Raw genomic sequence first — 16,824 nt, forward strand, 5'->3', positions numbered from 1 at the left:
TTTGCTACGACAACATCATTGTGGAGATCAAGGCCGTTGGCGACCTCGACAACACCCACCGCAGCCAAGTGTATAACTACCTCAAAGCCACTGGCTGCCAGTTAGGCTTGCTTTACAATTTCGGCCACTCCCACACCCTCCAGCAGGAGCGCAAGGTGATGTACGCCGAATAGCCCTTAAGCAGAATCTCAATCCTCCAATACCTTATATTATAATGAAGGTGCTCCTCCACTAAGAGAGCAACAAAACACATCCGTGTGAACCAAACCTCCACGTTTGCAAAACGATTATTTCCTATGGATATTCGCATTTTAATAGATAAGTTAGGACCCATAACCAACTCCGAGATCACCCTCAAGCCATTCATGGTCTTCACGGGCGAGTCGGGTTTGGGTAAGAGCTATACCGCATTCCTCGTTTACAACCTAACCTCTGCCTTGACGGCTATTAGAATGCAAGAGTTTGTTGAACAAAAGGTTAAGGGGAACAAACTCGAGCTTGACGTTAAATTCAAGGATTTCAGACTGTGGCTAAACAATAACACAAGCGCCTACCTTGGCTATCTGTTGGGCTATAGCGACTTTTCGTGTCATGTCAACTACGTGTTCGACCTCGACGACGATATGCCACTCCATGTGAAGTGCCTCGACGATGACGAAACCACCAGCTTCAGTCGTTGCAGCATGAACGGCAAGACGGAAGTGTTTCCGATGCATCTGGCAGACCAAACCCTGCTGATGAGCATCACGCTCAACAAATATCTTGCGGAAAAGATATTCAATCAGCCCTACTTCTTCCAACTCCTGCTCCCCCCGGCGCGCGCAGCATTCATAGGATCTAACACCACCACGCCGATCGGAATGTATCGCGAGTTCCTACGCCAGTTTGACGACCTCAAAACACCGTCGCGTGTGGCAAGCCCCGACATTCAGCTATATTCCAATTACATAGCCCGCCTTGTCGACGGAAAGATTGTTGTGGAGAATGGCAATATCTTCATCGTTTTTGAGTCGGGCGCGAAGATCCCCGTATCAGCGGCCGCCTCATCCGTCAAAGAGCTCATGCCCTTCTTGTTGATGCTTCAAAACGGCAAGAGCCTCTACAACAGCATGCTGTTTGAAGAGCCAGAGGCACATGTGCACCCCAAGAAGCAATCGCTCGTTATGGATATGCTTGCAAGATGCATCAACAACGGAATGATGATACAGATGACCACCCACAGCGACTATATGCTGAACCGCATGAACCAACTGTTGATGCTGGGAGAGATACGCAAGGTGTCGCCCCAGACCTTCGATAAGTTCTGCGAGGACCATCACCACAACAAGAAGCTCTATCTGGATAGGAGCAAGGTGGGAAGCTGTTATTTCAAGCGCGAAGGCGAAAAGGTGACCATCGAAGAGCAGCAACCCACCGTAGGCCTGCCTCTCACCACCTTCGATGAGACCGTGAGGCAACAGATCGACTTGTCGGCTACGCTCGACGAATTGGCAGAAAGCATAGGCATTGATATCAATATGTAATCTCGCCAGTCGATGAACACCGCAATAGCAGAGTTTAACCTCCTGTATCCGAGGTTCGAGGCCCATTCGTTCAACACCCAATGCGAAGTTGTAGAAACCAATCCGAGAACCTCCAGCGACTTTCAAAGAATGCTCCGCAGCCAATGAAGGAAGACGCTCTGCTCACCTCGCCGCTGGAATATACCAATGAGGAATACGCCATAGCGAAAATCGCCGGACTGAAGATGTGCGAGAGCTACAACTTGCAGTATGGCACAAATTACATCGCAGTAATGCCCACCAATCTCTATGGTCCGAATGATAACTTCCATCTCGAGAACTCTCACGTGATGCCAGCCATGATGCGCAAGATTTATCTCGCCAAACTCATTCACGACGGAGACTGGAAGGCTATCGAGAACGACATGAACAAACGCCCAATCAATCCTGACGAGAAGCTGAAGTCTATCATCGGCGAGGGAAATGTGGACGGACGTAACTCTCATGAGCGCATCCTCAAGGCCCTGGAGTTCTATGGCATCTATAATAATAAGGTGGTGCTATGGGGAACAGGAAAACCTCTGCGTGAATTCCTGTGGAGCGAGGATATGGCTGATGCCAGCGTGCATGTGCTTCTCAATGTTGACTTCAAGGACATCATCGGCATCGAGAAATATTCGTCGGTGTTCTTCGGCGCCAAGGCCGACGGAGCCGTTGACCGCAACAACAGCGAAGGACGAGGCGGTGCCATCCCGTCGCTCGGCGAAATCCGTAACTGCCACATCAATGTGGGAACAGGCAAGGAACTAACCATCCGCGAATTGTCGGAATTGGTGGTGAAAGCCGTGGAATTCGAGGGAACAGTGGAATTCGACTCCTCAAAGCCCGACGGAACCATGCGCAAGCTCATTGATGTCAGCAAGCTTCATTCACTCGGATGGACGCACAAGGTGGAGATAGAAGATGGAGTAAACAAGCTCTTTGAATGGTATAAGCAAAGCCTGAAATAATCAAGGAGTATATGTCTACTGCCAAAGGGTCATAGAGGGTCATAGGGACAGGTACATTGATTCAGGAACTTGCTTTAGCTTGATGAACACCGCTTATAATATATAATGTGTGAATAATCAGTCATCAATCATCAGTCATCAGACACTTGCGTAGCTTGATGAACACCGCTGAAATAAATAATGTGTGAATAATCAGTCATCAGTAATCAATAATAATGTCACAAGAAGTAACAAATAATAAAAAGATAGCAAGAAATGCGGTAGCATTGTATTTCCGAATGATAGTCATGATGGTTATCGGATTGTTCACATCACGAATAATCCTTAATGCATTGGGAGTGACTGACTTCGGTATATATAATGTTGTAGGAGGATTTGTCGCTATGTTCAGCCTTGTGTCAAGTTCGCTCACGTCCTCCATTGGCCGTTCACTCACATTCGAGCTCGGACGTGGAGACATGGAGCGACTAAAGAAGACGTTCTCCATGTCTATCATTATCATGATGGGATTCAGCTTAATTATATTAATCCTGTTAGAGACAATCGGATTATGGTATCTGAACAACAAGATGGTCATACCGCCCGACAGAATGTATGCAGCCCATTGGTGCTTCCAGTTGTCTATCGTCACGTTCATTCTTGGCCTTGTCAACATGCCCTATTCCAGCTCGATTATCTCCCACGAGCGTATGGACATCTATGCCTACTTCACCATATTGGATGCGATCTTCAAGCTTGTCATCTGCTATGCCATCATGAATTCCCCCATCGACCGCTTGATTATGTATGCCATATTGCTTTGCCTGATTAATGTGGTCAATCAGTGCATCTATGTGATATTCTGCAAGCGTAAGTTCGAGGAATGTACCTTCCATTGGGTATATGACAAGACCATGTTCAAAAGCCTCTTTGGCTTTGCAGGCTGGAACTTCATTGGTTGTTCGGCAGCAGTGCTCCGTACACAGGGAGCCACGCTCTTGCTCAACTGGGCTGGAGGACCAGTAGTAAATGCTGCCAATGGAGTGGCAAACAACATCTGCACAATTGTCCAGCGGTTTGTAGATAGCTTTACACAAGCCTTCAACCCACAGATTACCAAGAGATATGCCGCACAAGAATACGACTCACTGATGAAGCTCCTCTTGTTCGGCTCCCGTTATTCATACTATCTTCTCTTCGTCCTGGCATTGCCCATCATGTTCAATGCACATTTCATCCTTTATATATGGTTGGGCATAGTGCCTGATCATACAGTGTCATTCACAAGATGGATAATAGTCTTCATGCTTGCCGAGGCCGTGTCAAGGCCGATTATAACGGCAAAGAATGCCACGGGCGAAATCCGCAACTACCAGATTATAGTAGGTGGAATATTGCTCACGATGCTTCCCTTGTCCTATTTAGGATTGAAGTTTGGACTGCCCGTTGAGATTGTCCCTATATGCAATGCTGCCACTGCTTGTACGGCCATCATCGCCCGCATGTGTATGCTCAATGGAGTATTCCCTACATGGTCGAGCATGGTGTTCATAAAGAAAGTACTACTTAATGTTCTGATGGTGTCAGCTATAGCTTCAGCACTTCCCTTCCTGTCATTCATCTATTTCGATAAAGGATGGATAAATCTTATTGTGACATCTTTATTATGCTTAGTATGTTCACTTTTGTCCATCTATTATGTTGGTTGCGACAAACAAGAACGGGAGATGATTCTAAGCAAGACACTGCTATATGTAGGTAAACTGAAATCGAAAATCGGTAAACGATAATGATACAGATAACAAACAAGGTTGACTGCTGCGGCTGCTCAGCCTGCGCGATGAAATGTCCCAAGCACTGCATCACCATGCAGACCGACAGCGAGGGCTTCCTCTATCCTGCAGTAAACAAGGAGGACTGCATCGATTGCGGACTGTGCGAGAAGGTGTGCCATGAGCTTCATCCATACGAAGAGCGCAAACCTTTGAACGTCTATGCTGCAATCAACAAGAATGAAGAGATTCGACTAAAAAGTTCATCTGGCGGTATCTTCTATCTTCTTGCAGAGAAAACCATCTCAGAAGGTGGCCTAGTCTTTGGAGCTAGATTCGATGAGGATTGGCAAGTAGTCATCGACTATGCAGAGACAATGGAAGGCATAAAACCATTTATGGGATCAAAATATGTTCAGGCTCGCACTGCTACAGCCTTCAAGGATGCCGAAGCATTCCTGAAACAAGGCCGCAAGGTGCTCTTCTCAGGATCACCATGTCAGATAGCAGGACTTAATCATTATCTCCGAAAGGAATACGACAACTTGACAACTGTAGATTTCGTTTGCCACGGAGTACCAAGCCCCAAGGTATGGCAACGCTATCTTGACGAAGTGGTAACATCAGGCAAACGAGCCATCAACGATGTAAAGTTCCGCAACAAGAGCAACGGATGGAAGAAGTTCAACTTCGTCCTTTCATACAATCAAGAAGAGAAGACCCATTCTCTGTGCAGCTGGCATCAACAGAACCACTACATGCGAGCCTTCCTCTCCGATATGATTCTCCGCCCATCATGCCATGAATGTCGAGCCAAGCAAGGCTGCAGCCATAGTGATATAACAATAGCCGACTTCTGGGGAATCCATATCGAAATGCCCGAGATGGATGATGATAAAGGCACAGGCCTCGTATTGGTGAACACAGATAAGGGCCGTCAAGCACTCGACTGGAGCAAGGTAACCAAGAAAGAATCATCAATAGAGATAGCATCCAAATACAATGGCGGTCTGTCGTCCATTACCAAGCCCCATCCAAAACGAGCAGAGTTCTTCGCCTCCCTTGATGCATCGCCAAGCGTCATCGACCTGATAGACAAAAGTCTCCGCCCGTCTTTTAAGAGTAGAATAAGATTGTCTCTAAGGCGATATAAACAGCTGATAAAGAGAGTATTGAAAAAGCTTATGGGGGGGGGTAAATGTAAATTAGCCCATCCAACTCTTCCCTGTCCTCAAAACTCTCAAACAAATTTTGTTCCGTCTCTACCACAAGACGCCAAGATTTCTGCCATCACCTTCCGCAACAAGCAGAATGGTTGGAAGTCTTATAGGATGGAAATCACATTAAAATGACAATGAGGACTGCACAATGCCATATCTCACCACCATTGGTTGGAACGGTCAGCCCAAGGAGTGGTTTCTCTCTGTTCGCCTTGGGGATTTCGACTATACAAGACTTATCACCCTCACTTCGCTCGGCTGCCCGGAATCCCTTGATGCCCTCCGCGACGCCAGTCTCGCCATGATGCGCGACATCCAGCGCAGCGATGCCAAGCAGCCGAAGTTGCTGATGAATGAGTGGTTTGGGGTATGAGAGACAATGAAATATTGTGGGGGATAGCTCTAACCTTAGGACAATAGCTTTTTGAAAGTAGCTAAAATTAGTACAACAAAATAAATTATAGAAAAATGAGAGTTATTAGTTTCATAAATATGAAAGGCGGAGTTGGCAAGACAACTTTGTCAACAAATGTAGCTCATTGCTTGGCTGTGCATGAAAAAAAGAAAGTCTTGCTGATTGATATTGATCCTCAATTCAATGCAACTCAGTGTTTCTTTTCAGGTGATGATTATGTTAAATATATGGAAGATGGTTCTGATACTGTACTCGATTTGTTTGATGGTGACGTCACACGAGTGAGTACAGTAAGAGGGGCATCACATAAATCCAAAAAATGTTATGAGGAGATTAAGCCTTATAAAATTATGGATAACCTATATATCTTGCCAGGCAATCTGAATTTGTTCAAAATAGAAATAAGTGCAGGTTCGGGAAAAGAGAACAGACTAAAGAAATATTTGGATGTAGTACAACAGCTTTTGGGGTTTGATTATGTAATAATTGACACCCCACCAACACCGTCAATTTGGATGACAAGCGCTTTGGTTGCAAGTAACTATTATGTGATACCAGTAAAGCCAGACCCATTATCTTATACAGGTGTGAGTCTGTTGCAAACAATAATAGATCAGAAAAAAGAGGATTTAGACCTACAATTGAAATTCTTAGGTATAATACTTACCATGGTCGAAGAAAGTACATTGGTGTATAAGCGTTGTGTTGAGACTATCAAGTCTACGGATAATCTTAAAGATTATCTATTCGGGAATTTTATCCATAAGCGTACAGAAATTCCCAAACAACAGCTTAGCCAATCATTTATCTTAGATTTGGAAAAGTCAGAATTGAGTTATAATTTAGTTGCAATTATAAAAGAAATGATAAAGAGGATAGAAAGATATGAAGAACATAAGTAAAAACAAGGAACAAAAGATATTAAAATTTATACAAGAATTATCATGGTTGGTTGATTCTAACAAAGATATAACAATAAATGATATTCTTGAAATGCTTCAAAACAGAAGTAGTGATTGCTTTAGCAGGCATAGCTCCATAAAGGATGAAACTCGACAATTGGTTGGCATATTGCCCCAAATGTTTCAAGACGAGGAGCTATTTCCCAAAAAGGAAGACATATTGTCATTCGCAGACGAAGTACTTGGACTTAAACTCAATCCAATGTCAAAACGTTCAAGAATCGAATATATTGGCAATATCGTATGTAAAATTTCAAAAATGGAAGCCCACTGCCATTCTCGTTTGGTGACGGCATTAGAGGCAATGCTTGAGAATGACAGTTGTATGGCAGAAGTAAAGAAGAGAAAAAAGAATGAGCCGAATTTTTCATGGAACGAGACAATTAATAAATTAAAATTGTTTTAATGGCAAGGGCGATTAATGAAGATTTTAAGGAATTGTGCTCATTTATAAATAGTTATGATATGAGCCATATTCTTGTTGAAGATGAAGCAAAAAGAATGTTTTCTTCATGCCACAAGAAATATTATGCCTACTTGCTGATTACAGAAGAGTTCCGGCCTTTATGCGCAACTAAGGGAGGTTTAATTGAACCAATTCAATATTCATATTTGCAAGAATCGTGCTCTGATGTAGGCCAAGCCTTTTTCATGACTATTAATGGTTGTTATAAAGGTGCAAAACTCTTGTTGAGGAGTTCGATAGAAAACTTCCTGAAGAGCATCTGCTTTGATGAAGACAATACGATTGTTTTAACGAAGAGCGTGTATGAGGTTTTCGACAAAGCATCAGTAGTGAATGTTTTTAGTTCATATACCTCATTGCATAATAGTCTCCACAATGAGTATGCAATATTGTGTAGAGATGTCCATACGTCTGATGAGAATCACATGGAAGCTATTACTTCGTTAAGTCATTTCCCTGCATTTGATAAGACCAAATGCAAAGAGGTTCAAGATTGTTTACGGCGTCTATTATCTACATTTATTACAGTACTGTCGCTAAAGTATAATGACGAATACCATAAAATAAATTATGCTGGAAAAGAAATCTTGAATAGAGAGATTATCAAATCCTTTAGAAAGAAAGTTCAGAATATAGACTGATTCTCATTAAAAAAAAAGTAGTATCTATGATAGACTTTAAACAACTTGCAGAAAATATTCTTGAAGACCTTATGGGCAAGACTCCCATATCTGATATTCTTCTAAAAACAAAAATTTTTGCAGCGAAGAGGAATGACTCTGATTTACTCAAGTGGGTTAGTCAAGAATTAGAGGGATATATTGACGCCCCACCTCAATATAGAATTCTCAATTCTGGACTGAAAGTGGATGTTTTTGTGCCATTCAGAGGAACTACAAGGATAGAATTTCCAACGGATGTTATCAATCGGAAGGACATTCGAGAGAGATTATCTCACATGCCTTTCCATAACCCGATAACAGAAATTGAGAATCTATGCTCTAACGATAACGAATCCACAACTATTCAAATGCGCATTCCAGTTGCAGTCTATGGAGTTTTGAATAAAAACTTGAACGGGGAAATTCAAGATTCATATCAATATGTTAGCAAGGCTGCTGTTCAACAAATAGTTGTAACCGTAAAGTCATTGTTGATTGATTACTTGCTAAAAATAAGCAAAGATGAAGATATTGATTTTAATTCATTTGTTAAAACAAAAGCCACTATGATAACGCAGAACAACATTACAGCGGGCATCGTAAATATGGGCGATGGAACAATACATGCAGAGGGTGCAACCACTGTTGTTGGTAACAACAATTCGATTAATAATGAGCAGAATGAAAGTCTGCAAGCGATTATCGAATCGATAGATAGGCTCGCTGAAGGGTTGACTAACAGGCATGACTATGATGAAGTTTCAACAGACATAAAAGAAGAACTCAAAAAAGATAATCCACGTAAGGGTTTTCTTAAAAGATGCTTTCAGGCAATTCCTACGATTCTTGGAAGTCTCTCTTCTGACATCATTGCAAACCAGTTGCAACCATATGTCTTATCAGCATTATCTCTTCTCGTTTGATTTATGATATCAAGCTAAAGAGGACAATATCATTTAAATGTATAATCAATCCAGCTGGCATTTAGGGTATCTTTGATTTTTTGAGCAACTTTTATCAAGTTGTCTTTTTTAATCAAAAACAACAATATAAATAAAGTTTATGGAAGAAACACTATATGACATACAGGGGAATCCTATTGCTTACATAGCCTATGGGAATGAAGCGGTTATTTATATGTGGCAGGGAAAACCTGTGGCATATTTGCATGGAGATTGCATATATGGATTCAATGGCAAACATTTGGGATGGTATGATAGAGGTATAATTCGGAATACAGACGGTCTGATAAATGGCTTTAATAAAAAGGCATCAGATGTGTTCGTAAAGTTCGAACCGTTTAAAGAGTTTAAACAATTCATACCCTTTAAGTCCTTTAGGGAGATTGCTTATACAAAACCATTTTTTAGTATACGCAAGTCAAGTGACCCTCTCTCACAAATGCTCTTATCTGGTGCTAAATAACGTGATAAAATCAGTAATCAATGAAAATAGGAATACTTACATTACCCTTACATACCAACTATGGAGGAATACTTCAGGCCTATGCCCTACAAACCGTTTTGGAGCGGATGGGACATGAGGTGAAGGTTCTCGACAAACCATTCAGACTTCAACTGCTCCCGTGGTGGAAGCGACCATACTCATATACTAAACGAGCTATTAAGAAATATATACTTGGGGAAAAAGTTGGAATATTTCAGGAAAGGAACGCCTACCAGCGTCAAGCTACGGAGCGCAAGTTTACTCAACCCTTTATCGAAAGTAATATTCATCGTCTTGTAATTTCACATCTTACAGATATAAAACCATCTGATTTTGATGCATTTGTAGTAGGTAGTGACCAAATCTGGAGAATGATGTATTTTCTTGGATTTTGGTCTACAACTTTAGCTTCTGACGCTTTTCTCGGTTTCACAGAAGGATGGAATATAAAACGTGTATCATACGCGGCTTCTTTCGGTGTAGATGTTCCGGATATACCTGAAAATGATTTGGATGATTGTAAAAAAGCTATCGCACGGTTTAATGGCATCTCCGTTCGAGAGGAAAGCGGCGTAGCTGCCTGTAAAAAATACTTAGGTGTTGAAGCAAAGTGGGTTTTGGATCCGACAATGCTATTGAAAAGGAGCGATTACCAAAAGTTAATAAGTAAGCCCCCAACCCAAAAATCAATTTTGATGTCGTATGTTTTGGATGAGACCCCCGAGATTGCGGCTCTTAGATCTAAGATAGCTAAGGATAAAGGTTTAGAGATAAAACTTACCAATCTGCCTGACACAGGTACGGGAGAAAGAGGTACACGTCCTCAACCGCCATTGGAAGATTGGTTGCAAGCTTTTGAAGAAGCAAAATATGTCATCAATGACTCCTTTCATGCCTGCGTATTCTCCATTCTTTTCCATAAACAGTTCACTGTTATAGGCAACAAGAAAAGAGGATTAGCTCGTTTCCAATCTCTTCTGAAACTATTTGATTTAGAAGATCGATTGATTACAAGCCCAGAAGAATATCAGGATTTACCTGATATTGATTACGAAAAAGTAGACTGTATACTAAATAAAAAGCGTGAGGAGGCTTTCAAATTCCTTACAGATTCTTTAAGTTAATAAAAAATGAATACAGATAATCGCCAACCTCTCTTTTCAATAGTAATACCAGTCTATAATTCAGAGAAATATCTTCGGCGTTGCTTAGACAGCATCCAAGATCAGACATATACTGATTATGAAGTAATACTCGTAGATGATGGTTGTAAGGACTCTTCCCCACAAATTTGTGATGAATATGCCACAAAGGATGAACGCTTCATGGTATTTCATTGTCAAAACGGAGGACCTTCGAAAGCAAGGAATATAGGTCTGACCCAATCTAGGGGGGGTATATACTGTTCATAGATAGCGACGACCTATTGGAGCCCAACGCCTTGCAGCTATATGCAGAAGTCATAAAGAAGGATTATCCCGATATAATCAAGACAGGTTATGAGGTAGATGACAATTCTAATGGTAGCAGGCGGATTTACTCGGTACCCCAGAAAATGATTCTAACCAATAGCACCGACATCTTTATGATTACAGAAAAATACGGTTATGCAGGTTTCCTTTGGGACACCGCCTACAAGCGAGAGCTGATTAATGACTTGAGATTTTGTGAGAGTCTGAAATGGTTGGAGGATCATCTGTTCTCTTTTGATGCTTTTGCTCGATGTCAGAAGATGATATGCATCCCAGAAGTAACGTATCATTATATGACTAATCAAGGAGAATCTCTTTCCAATATAAAGGATGCTAAGGCAATTTACCAAGCAGCTAACATTGAATATGAAAAGAAGATGATCTTGGCAAAAGGAAATGAAGAAGCTCTACAATTGAATATAGCCAGTTATAATAGTAAATTGAGCATGAGCATTCATACGCTATATCGTTATTACAATTATAGCAGCCGACATAACTTTTGGAAACATAATCAGAACATTCATTCCATTCTTCCGACAGACCGAGCTGTTAGAATTTTCTATTCGAAGGCCCCATTCATCCTCAAAGATGCTTTCATTGTATGTTATCTCAAAATGAAGCGAAGTAAGTCAGCATTAAAGTCTTTTGTAAAGCTTTTGTTCTATAAACATTAATTGATAGTAATATTAAAGTAATTTACCTTTTAATATTTAAAATCTATAATACTTAAGAGAGGCAGAGCAGATGGATAATGATGCCGAATTAGAAAAGATAGAATACTAATATTCTTGTTCTTTTCCCATATAAAAATAAAAATCACAAAAAATCGAATGGCTACAATTAGTATAATAGTACCAGTATATAATGCAGAGAAGACCCTTCATCGCTGCCTTGATAGCATAATCGCCCAGACCTATACCGATTGGGAATGTATCCTTGTAGATGATGGCTCTCGTGATAATTCGTTAGCTATCTGTCAAGAATATGCCAGAAAAGATGTCCGTTTTAAGGTGTTCCACAAGGAAAATGGCGGAGTTTCCTCGGCTCGAAACTTGGGCCTTGATAAGGCTACAGGCGATTTTGTCGCGTTCTGTGATTCTGATGATTCTGTGACACAGAAATGGTTGGAGAACTTTGATGTACTTTCTAATAAAGACATTGTAATCCAGGGCTACAAATATAAGAAAGCTGATCAGCTTGCATACACTACTAAGGATTTTTTTGAATCATCTGAAGAAACACTCTCACGGAAGGAACTTTTAGAAAGATTACTGGAATTTGAAAATTTTGGCTATCTTTGGTCTCGTTGCTTCAGAAGATCTTTGATCGATAAATATTCTCTGCGTTTTAATACTGAATATGTTGTTAGAGAAGATGAAGACTTTATATTGCATTTCATGACACATGTTAATAGTTTCCGGACTGTTCCGACAAATAACTATCTGTATAACGAACCCGATTATTTTTCGAAATATAAAATTGTTAGTAAGTCAGATATTTCATGTACATTTGATATAATCATCCAATGCTTAAATCTGGGATTCAAAGGGCATAGTTTAAAGTTGTCCACTGAAGTGACAAGAATATCAAATAATCTTGTGAAAGGCTTTTTTACTAACAAAATGTCTTTAGATTATGTTTCAAAAATTAAAAGTAGAATGCGAAGTTTGCATGTTGATATTGACAGTTCTTTCTTGCCGTTTTATAAATATTTATTTTACAAGTTATTCTTCTTGCTCTTTTAGACCATTTTAAGAATCATGTGTTGTTATTTTTAACCACAGTTGTTAGTATTTATAAATCTTATTATGGATATCCATTACAAAAATTTTAAAATACAATACAATAAATAGATTAAAATCATGTTCAACTTTGATTTTATATATGATGCTATTAATCTAATCCTATTTGCAGCAATGATTTGGGTTGGCAAGATAGTATCTAAAACAAAAAATTATTGGGGACCATGCTTCATTATTATCGTCATGTTCACTTTGATCGAAGGTGCTCGCTATGGACGAGGCGTGGATTATCTTCATTATCTTGATGTCTTCAATTATAATCTTGAAGACAATCAGGTGCTGTTCACGTCAATAAATAATTTTTTAAAGATATTAGGAGTTACAGCGGAAGGGGCTTTCTTTTTTTATGCCTTTCCTTTTATTTGGGGAGGTTTAACTTTAATGAAGCCATCGAGAAGATATGCGATGTACATGTTTCCTTTGTTCCTCATGAGTACTATAGTTATTCATGAGTCTTTCCCCCGGCAAGCATTCTCTCTTTCATTTGTATTTTTCTATCTCGCTAAACTAAATAATATACTTGAGAACTTCCCGCATAAGAAGATTATGATCAAGCAATGGGCCGAATTGTTTATACTCGCTCTTGTTGCATATTCACTCCACTCTATTGCAATAGTCGGTATATTTGTTTCAACTTTAGCTATGATATTTCTTAAAAGGCCATTTCCCTGGATTTTTTCCGTTCCAATATTACTATTAGGTAAGTTTGTAATTTCAAAGAGTTTTGATTTTAGTTATCTTAATGGTCTGCTTCAATTCTTAGGCTCTTCAAATGAAAAATTCAGTGGATATGTAGATAATGCAGATATGTGGTTCTCAGCAGACGCAATGAATGATGCTTATAATAGAAACATTATTATTGAGTTACTAGAGACATTTGGTTGTTGTTCTCTTGCCTATTTAGGCTACAAATTATTACATAAAGCAAAAGATACCCAAAATAATATTAATGAACAGGTGAAGAGTGGCGCAATCTTACTTGGAAATCATTATAATCTTTATGTTTCATTATTTAATATATCTATAATAGGACTTGTTATTCTTGAAACATTTTATGACTTGGAAATCGTACGTCGTGTAGCATATTGTTGGTCGATATTTTGGTTTGTACCAGTTTCTCTTATATTGTATTATAGAAAAAGTAAGATCTTTAGTAATTTTGATCGACTCCTAATGTTTGGATTCTTCTTTTGGGTTTGGGAATATATTCGTTTCCTTTTTGTATGGCAAGACGTACCGATGTTTATATGGGATAAATAAATCTTAATTAATATGGAGATTATACAGAAAGTTATTCATAAGCTACAGAAATTGTATTACACAAGCAGCAGTGACAGACTGCTTGCTTATTATCGCAAGGGGGTGGGTGAAGATAGGAAATGGTACAACATTCCTTGATCCTAAACATGTGACTATTGACACCACCCGACCAGAGCTGGTAGAGATAGGTGAGCATGTCTTCATTCACAGAGGAACTACTATCCTTACACACGATTGGGCATCTTGGTGTTTCGTTTACTCACATAACGAATTTTTACCAAGTCACGGGAAAGTGAAAATCGGTAATAATGTTTGGATGGGTGAGAATGTAACTATCCTGAAGGGCGTTACAATTGGTGATAATGTCATTATAGGCATTGGTTCTATAGTAACCAAGGATATACCTTCCAATTCTATTGCGGTAGGTGTTCCGGCTAAAGTGATCGGATCGTATGATGACTATTATGCGAAACGTAAAAAAGCGTATGTTGACGAGTGCGAAGAGTATGCTAAAGCCATCTTGGAAAGTGGCGGTGTATTAACTGAGGATAAGTTCTACGATGACTACCCATGCTTCGTTGATGGCCACAACTATGATAAATATGATTATCCCTATAGTAGAATTTTTAATAAAGAGCAATTCGAACAATGGAAAAAGAATCATAAAGCCATATTCAACGGCTTTGATGATTTTGTAAGTCATGTAAATGGGTAATAGTGATATTCAACATTGAGTGCATGTCCTAACATAGGAAAAGCTAACCTAATGATGACCACTTTATGTGTCAAAAAGATATGTATCATTAACATTATAAACAACAGATGAAAATTCCAAAAGTATCTATAATAGTACCAATCTACAACGTTGAGAAGTATCTCGACCGTTGTATGGAGTCTTTGCTCAATCAGACGTTGAAGGATATTGAGATTATCATGGTTGATGATGGATCACCTGATAACTGTCCAAAGATGTGTGACGAATACGAAAAGAAAGATGCACGTATAAAAGTCGTGCATAAGAAGAATGGTGGACTGGCTGATGCCAGGAATGCGGGCCTCGATGTTGCGACAGGCAAATATGTTGCTTTTGTTGACAGTGATGACTTTGTCAAAATGGAGATGTACGAGCAACTATATGATCAAACTGAAAAAGCTAAAGCAGATACTATCTATTGTGGATTCTATAAGTATTGGTCTGCAGATAATGTCAAAGAGTTCAAGAATGTCCAAAAGACGACAATCTTTGAAGGTAATGCCGTAACAAAATTAGCTATAGACTTTGTTAGTTCACCTGTCAATGAGAAAAAGGATTGGAAATATGAGATGTCTGTTTGGCATAGCATATATTCAAACGATATTATAAAGAAGCATCATATCCGGTTCCGTTCCGAACGTGAGATACTATCAGAAGATATAGTGTTCCAGGAGTTGTATCTGCCTCATGCAAAGAAAGTGGTATATTTGTCTGAGCCATATTATTACTATTGCTTCAATAATGGGGGCTCCTTAACGCATGCAAAGTATGATTCCAGTAAGTATACAAGAATGATTTCATTGTATCATTGCTTATGTGACTTGACACGAGACCGGGATCCAAAATGCTTGAGAGCGCAGCGATTCTTGATTGCCTATATGAGAGCAAATGTTATGGGCTTGATAGAATCACAGTATTCCTATCGACAAACTAAAGAGTACTTAAAAGAACTGTGCAACAAAGAAATTTGGGGCCATATCACATATCCGATTAATCGATTGGTCATACATTCATTTATTATAGCTTTCTTTCAGAAGCACAAAATGTATAACAACTTGATTGTTTTTGCAAGAAGTGTATTGTGGTTGAAAGGGAAGCGTTAAAAGGTAATAGTTAATAATTGCGTGATTAGCGACTGTCTTAACTCATATAGAACTCACTGATATTCTATAGGGTATAAATATTATTAGAGTAAACTCATGGCAGCGTCTTTATTATCATTTTGGTATAGATTTGTAGAGCCTTTTACTGACTGGTTTCAGGTGTTTTCTTTTGTTGCTTCGTTAATAACGATAATTTGCTTTGCCATTACGCTTTTTCAGTTGTGGAATGTTAAAAATACTAATGTCCAAATAAAAGAAGCTCTTGATTCAAATAGAAAACGGATTTCATCTGCTTTATCTTTGATAAAGGTTACTGATGCCTTAAGACTTTCGGATATGGTTATCACGTTGATCAGAAACGAGAAATATGAACAAGCAGCTCTACGTTTACATGATTTAAATAATGCCTCTATAGAGATAGCTTCTTACCATACATCCTTAAAGAAATATCAGTTGACTCTTCCATCTGAAATTAACCACCTATTTGAATTGACAAAAGAAAACAACACAAATTATAGACCCGAATATATTCTTCAGAGTCTACAAAAATTGAATGATGAATTAATGCTCATAGAATCAGAAGTTCAAAGTAATGTAATAAAACATTAAATTATGGATAAATATTTAGAAAAAATAATGCCTACAATAAATGGCTTGAATTCTCTAACTTTGGAAAAAAAAATAAAATGGACTAAGGTTGGGGATAATGCTTTTCGATGCATTGATGAGAAAAACAATTTGAGTATTGAAATCTCAAAAATACCTCCACTCAACAAAGTAAATATTAAGCTTTTCAACCAAAGTGATCTTGAATTCGAATACAAGTCAACTTTACTTAACAGTGATACTACTTTTGATAAAGCGCTCATTCTACTATATAATACAGTAGACACACAATATCTTGAGAAAGTAACGACACATTTCAATGACATACTGAACTCTTTTTCTTAAAGTCTTTTGTTGTATCGAATCAATAGAGTTTGTTTTAGAATAATTTTA

General features: G+C 39.1%; 19 protein-coding genes and 1 pseudogene. All 20 read left to right on the forward strand.

What is annotated here, in order from left to right; genetic code table 11:
* Nucleotides 1-14 precede the first annotated feature (14 nt).
* The 20 genes and pseudogenes from KM934_RS08810 to KM934_RS08905 all read left to right on the forward strand — a co-directional run bounded on the left by KM934_RS08810 (nt 15) and on the right by KM934_RS08905 (nt 16,776).
* The gene (locus tag KM934_RS08810; RefSeq protein ID WP_317192664.1) at nt 15-173 is read left to right on the forward strand and encodes a GxxExxY protein; all 159 of its coding nucleotides are present in this window, start codon (nt 15-17) and stop codon (nt 171-173) included.
* A gap of 123 nt (nt 174-296) precedes the next feature.
* Entirely contained in the window at nt 297-1,523 is a 1,227-nt protein-coding gene (locus tag KM934_RS08815; RefSeq protein ID WP_215760253.1) for an AAA family ATPase, read from the forward strand.
* Nucleotides 1,524-1,648: 125 nt separating this feature from the next.
* Nucleotides 1,649-2,512 (forward strand): annotated as a pseudogene (locus KM934_RS08820) (NAD-dependent epimerase/dehydratase family protein); the annotation flags it as partial.
* A 215-nt stretch (nt 2,513-2,727) separates the two neighbouring features.
* Nucleotides 2,728-4,281: a lipopolysaccharide biosynthesis protein gene (locus KM934_RS08825; protein WP_215760254.1), complete on the forward strand. Its 1,554-nt coding sequence runs from the start codon at nt 2,728-2,730 to the stop codon at nt 4,279-4,281.
* Complete coding sequence (locus KM934_RS08830; protein ID WP_215760255.1) at nt 4,281-5,615, forward strand: Coenzyme F420 hydrogenase/dehydrogenase, beta subunit C-terminal domain; 1,335 nt, start codon at nt 4,281-4,283, stop codon at nt 5,613-5,615. Before KM934_RS08825 ends, KM934_RS08830 begins: the two co-directional genes overlap by 1 nt.
* 16 nt (nt 5,616-5,631) lie before the next feature.
* Nucleotides 5,632-5,856: a hypothetical protein gene (locus KM934_RS08835; RefSeq protein ID WP_215760256.1), complete on the forward strand. Its 225-nt coding sequence runs from the start codon at nt 5,632-5,634 to the stop codon at nt 5,854-5,856.
* Between the two features lie 95 nt (nt 5,857-5,951).
* A complete protein-coding gene (locus KM934_RS08840) occupies nt 5,952-6,800 on the forward strand; it encodes a ParA family protein (protein WP_262898226.1) in 849 nt (282 codons plus the stop codon).
* A complete protein-coding gene (locus KM934_RS08845; RefSeq protein ID WP_215760258.1) occupies nt 6,784-7,266 on the forward strand; it encodes a hypothetical protein in 483 nt (160 codons plus the stop codon). Before KM934_RS08840 ends, KM934_RS08845 begins: the two co-directional genes overlap by 17 nt.
* The gene (locus tag KM934_RS08850; RefSeq protein ID WP_215760259.1) at nt 7,266-7,967 is read left to right on the forward strand and encodes a hypothetical protein; all 702 of its coding nucleotides are present in this window, start codon (nt 7,266-7,268) and stop codon (nt 7,965-7,967) included. The genes KM934_RS08845 and KM934_RS08850 overlap by 1 nt, the downstream gene beginning before the upstream one ends.
* 26 nt (nt 7,968-7,993) lie before the next feature.
* Nucleotides 7,994-8,911 carry an AbiTii domain-containing protein gene (locus tag KM934_RS08855; RefSeq protein WP_215760260.1) on the forward strand — a complete coding sequence of 306 codons (918 nt, stop codon included), beginning with the start codon at nt 7,994-7,996 and terminating at the stop codon, nt 8,909-8,911.
* A gap of 139 nt (nt 8,912-9,050) precedes the next feature.
* Nucleotides 9,051-9,413, forward strand: coding sequence for a 4-fold beta flower protein (locus KM934_RS08860; RefSeq protein ID WP_215760261.1), 363 nt, complete (start codon nt 9,051-9,053; stop codon nt 9,411-9,413).
* A 20-nt stretch (nt 9,414-9,433) separates the two neighbouring features.
* A complete protein-coding gene (locus KM934_RS08865; RefSeq protein ID WP_215760262.1) occupies nt 9,434-10,558 on the forward strand; it encodes a polysaccharide pyruvyl transferase family protein in 1,125 nt (374 codons plus the stop codon).
* Nucleotides 10,559-10,564: 6 nt separating this feature from the next.
* On the forward strand, nt 10,565-10,846 hold the full coding sequence (locus tag KM934_RS13325; RefSeq protein WP_215760263.1) for a glycosyltransferase family 2 protein: 282 nt from the start codon (nt 10,565-10,567) through the stop codon (nt 10,844-10,846).
* A 173-nt stretch (nt 10,847-11,019) separates the two neighbouring features.
* Complete coding sequence (locus KM934_RS08875; RefSeq protein WP_215760264.1) at nt 11,020-11,580, forward strand: hypothetical protein; 561 nt, start codon at nt 11,020-11,022, stop codon at nt 11,578-11,580.
* A gap of 156 nt (nt 11,581-11,736) precedes the next feature.
* The gene (locus KM934_RS08880) at nt 11,737-12,651 is read left to right on the forward strand and encodes a glycosyltransferase family 2 protein (protein WP_215760265.1); all 915 of its coding nucleotides are present in this window, start codon (nt 11,737-11,739) and stop codon (nt 12,649-12,651) included.
* A gap of 117 nt (nt 12,652-12,768) precedes the next feature.
* Nucleotides 12,769-13,968, forward strand: coding sequence for an EpsG family protein (locus tag KM934_RS08885; protein WP_215760266.1), 1,200 nt, complete (start codon nt 12,769-12,771; stop codon nt 13,966-13,968).
* Between the two features lie 106 nt (nt 13,969-14,074).
* Nucleotides 14,075-14,683 (forward strand): acyltransferase, encoded by a 609-nt coding sequence (locus KM934_RS13255; protein WP_317192663.1) that lies wholly within the window; start codon nt 14,075-14,077, stop codon nt 14,681-14,683.
* 107 nt (nt 14,684-14,790) lie between these two features.
* Nucleotides 14,791-15,825: a glycosyltransferase gene (locus tag KM934_RS08895; RefSeq protein WP_215760267.1), complete on the forward strand. Its 1,035-nt coding sequence runs from the start codon at nt 14,791-14,793 to the stop codon at nt 15,823-15,825.
* Nucleotides 15,826-15,921: 96 nt separating this feature from the next.
* Nucleotides 15,922-16,434: a hypothetical protein gene (locus KM934_RS08900; protein ID WP_215760268.1), complete on the forward strand. Its 513-nt coding sequence runs from the start codon at nt 15,922-15,924 to the stop codon at nt 16,432-16,434.
* A 3-nt stretch (nt 16,435-16,437) separates the two neighbouring features.
* Complete coding sequence (locus KM934_RS08905; protein ID WP_215760269.1) at nt 16,438-16,776, forward strand: hypothetical protein; 339 nt, start codon at nt 16,438-16,440, stop codon at nt 16,774-16,776.
* Nucleotides 16,777-16,824: the final 48 nt, after the last annotated feature.

It is taken from the genome of Hallella faecis, from assembly GCF_018789675.1.
Lineage (GTDB): Bacteria > Bacteroidota > Bacteroidia > Bacteroidales > Bacteroidaceae > Prevotella > Prevotella faecis.

What these genes read in the sequence shown, in the direction of transcription:
- KM934_RS08845 (WP_215760258.1), top strand. Translation starts at nt 6,784, where the DNA reads ATGAAGAACATAAGTAAAAACAAGGAACAAAAGATATTAAAATTTATA.
- KM934_RS08865 (WP_215760262.1), top strand. Translation starts at nt 9,434, where the DNA reads ATGAAAATAGGAATACTTACATTACCCTTACATACCAACTATGGAGGA.
- KM934_RS13325 (WP_215760263.1), top strand. Translation starts at nt 10,565, where the DNA reads ATGAATACAGATAATCGCCAACCTCTCTTTTCAATAGTAATACCAGTC.
- KM934_RS08840 (WP_262898226.1), top strand. Translation starts at nt 5,952, where the DNA reads ATGAGAGTTATTAGTTTCATAAATATGAAAGGCGGAGTTGGCAAGACA.
- KM934_RS08885 (WP_215760266.1), top strand. Translation starts at nt 12,769, where the DNA reads ATGTTCAACTTTGATTTTATATATGATGCTATTAATCTAATCCTATTT.
- KM934_RS08860 (WP_215760261.1), top strand. Translation starts at nt 9,051, where the DNA reads ATGGAAGAAACACTATATGACATACAGGGGAATCCTATTGCTTACATA.
- KM934_RS08835 (WP_215760256.1), top strand. Translation starts at nt 5,632, where the DNA reads ATGCCATATCTCACCACCATTGGTTGGAACGGTCAGCCCAAGGAGTGG.
- KM934_RS08880 (WP_215760265.1), top strand. Translation starts at nt 11,737, where the DNA reads ATGGCTACAATTAGTATAATAGTACCAGTATATAATGCAGAGAAGACC.
- KM934_RS08850 (WP_215760259.1), top strand. Translation starts at nt 7,266, where the DNA reads ATGGCAAGGGCGATTAATGAAGATTTTAAGGAATTGTGCTCATTTATA.
- KM934_RS08875 (WP_215760264.1), top strand. Translation starts at nt 11,020, where the DNA reads ATGATTACAGAAAAATACGGTTATGCAGGTTTCCTTTGGGACACCGCC.
- KM934_RS08815 (WP_215760253.1), top strand. Translation starts at nt 297, where the DNA reads ATGGATATTCGCATTTTAATAGATAAGTTAGGACCCATAACCAACTCC.
- KM934_RS08855 (WP_215760260.1), top strand. Translation starts at nt 7,994, where the DNA reads ATGATAGACTTTAAACAACTTGCAGAAAATATTCTTGAAGACCTTATG.
- KM934_RS08830 (WP_215760255.1), top strand. Translation starts at nt 4,281, where the DNA reads ATGATACAGATAACAAACAAGGTTGACTGCTGCGGCTGCTCAGCCTGC.
- KM934_RS08895 (WP_215760267.1), top strand. Translation starts at nt 14,791, where the DNA reads ATGAAAATTCCAAAAGTATCTATAATAGTACCAATCTACAACGTTGAG.
- KM934_RS08900 (WP_215760268.1), top strand. Translation starts at nt 15,922, where the DNA reads ATGGCAGCGTCTTTATTATCATTTTGGTATAGATTTGTAGAGCCTTTT.
- KM934_RS08905 (WP_215760269.1), top strand. Translation starts at nt 16,438, where the DNA reads ATGGATAAATATTTAGAAAAAATAATGCCTACAATAAATGGCTTGAAT.
- KM934_RS08825 (WP_215760254.1), top strand. Translation starts at nt 2,728, where the DNA reads ATGTCACAAGAAGTAACAAATAATAAAAAGATAGCAAGAAATGCGGTA.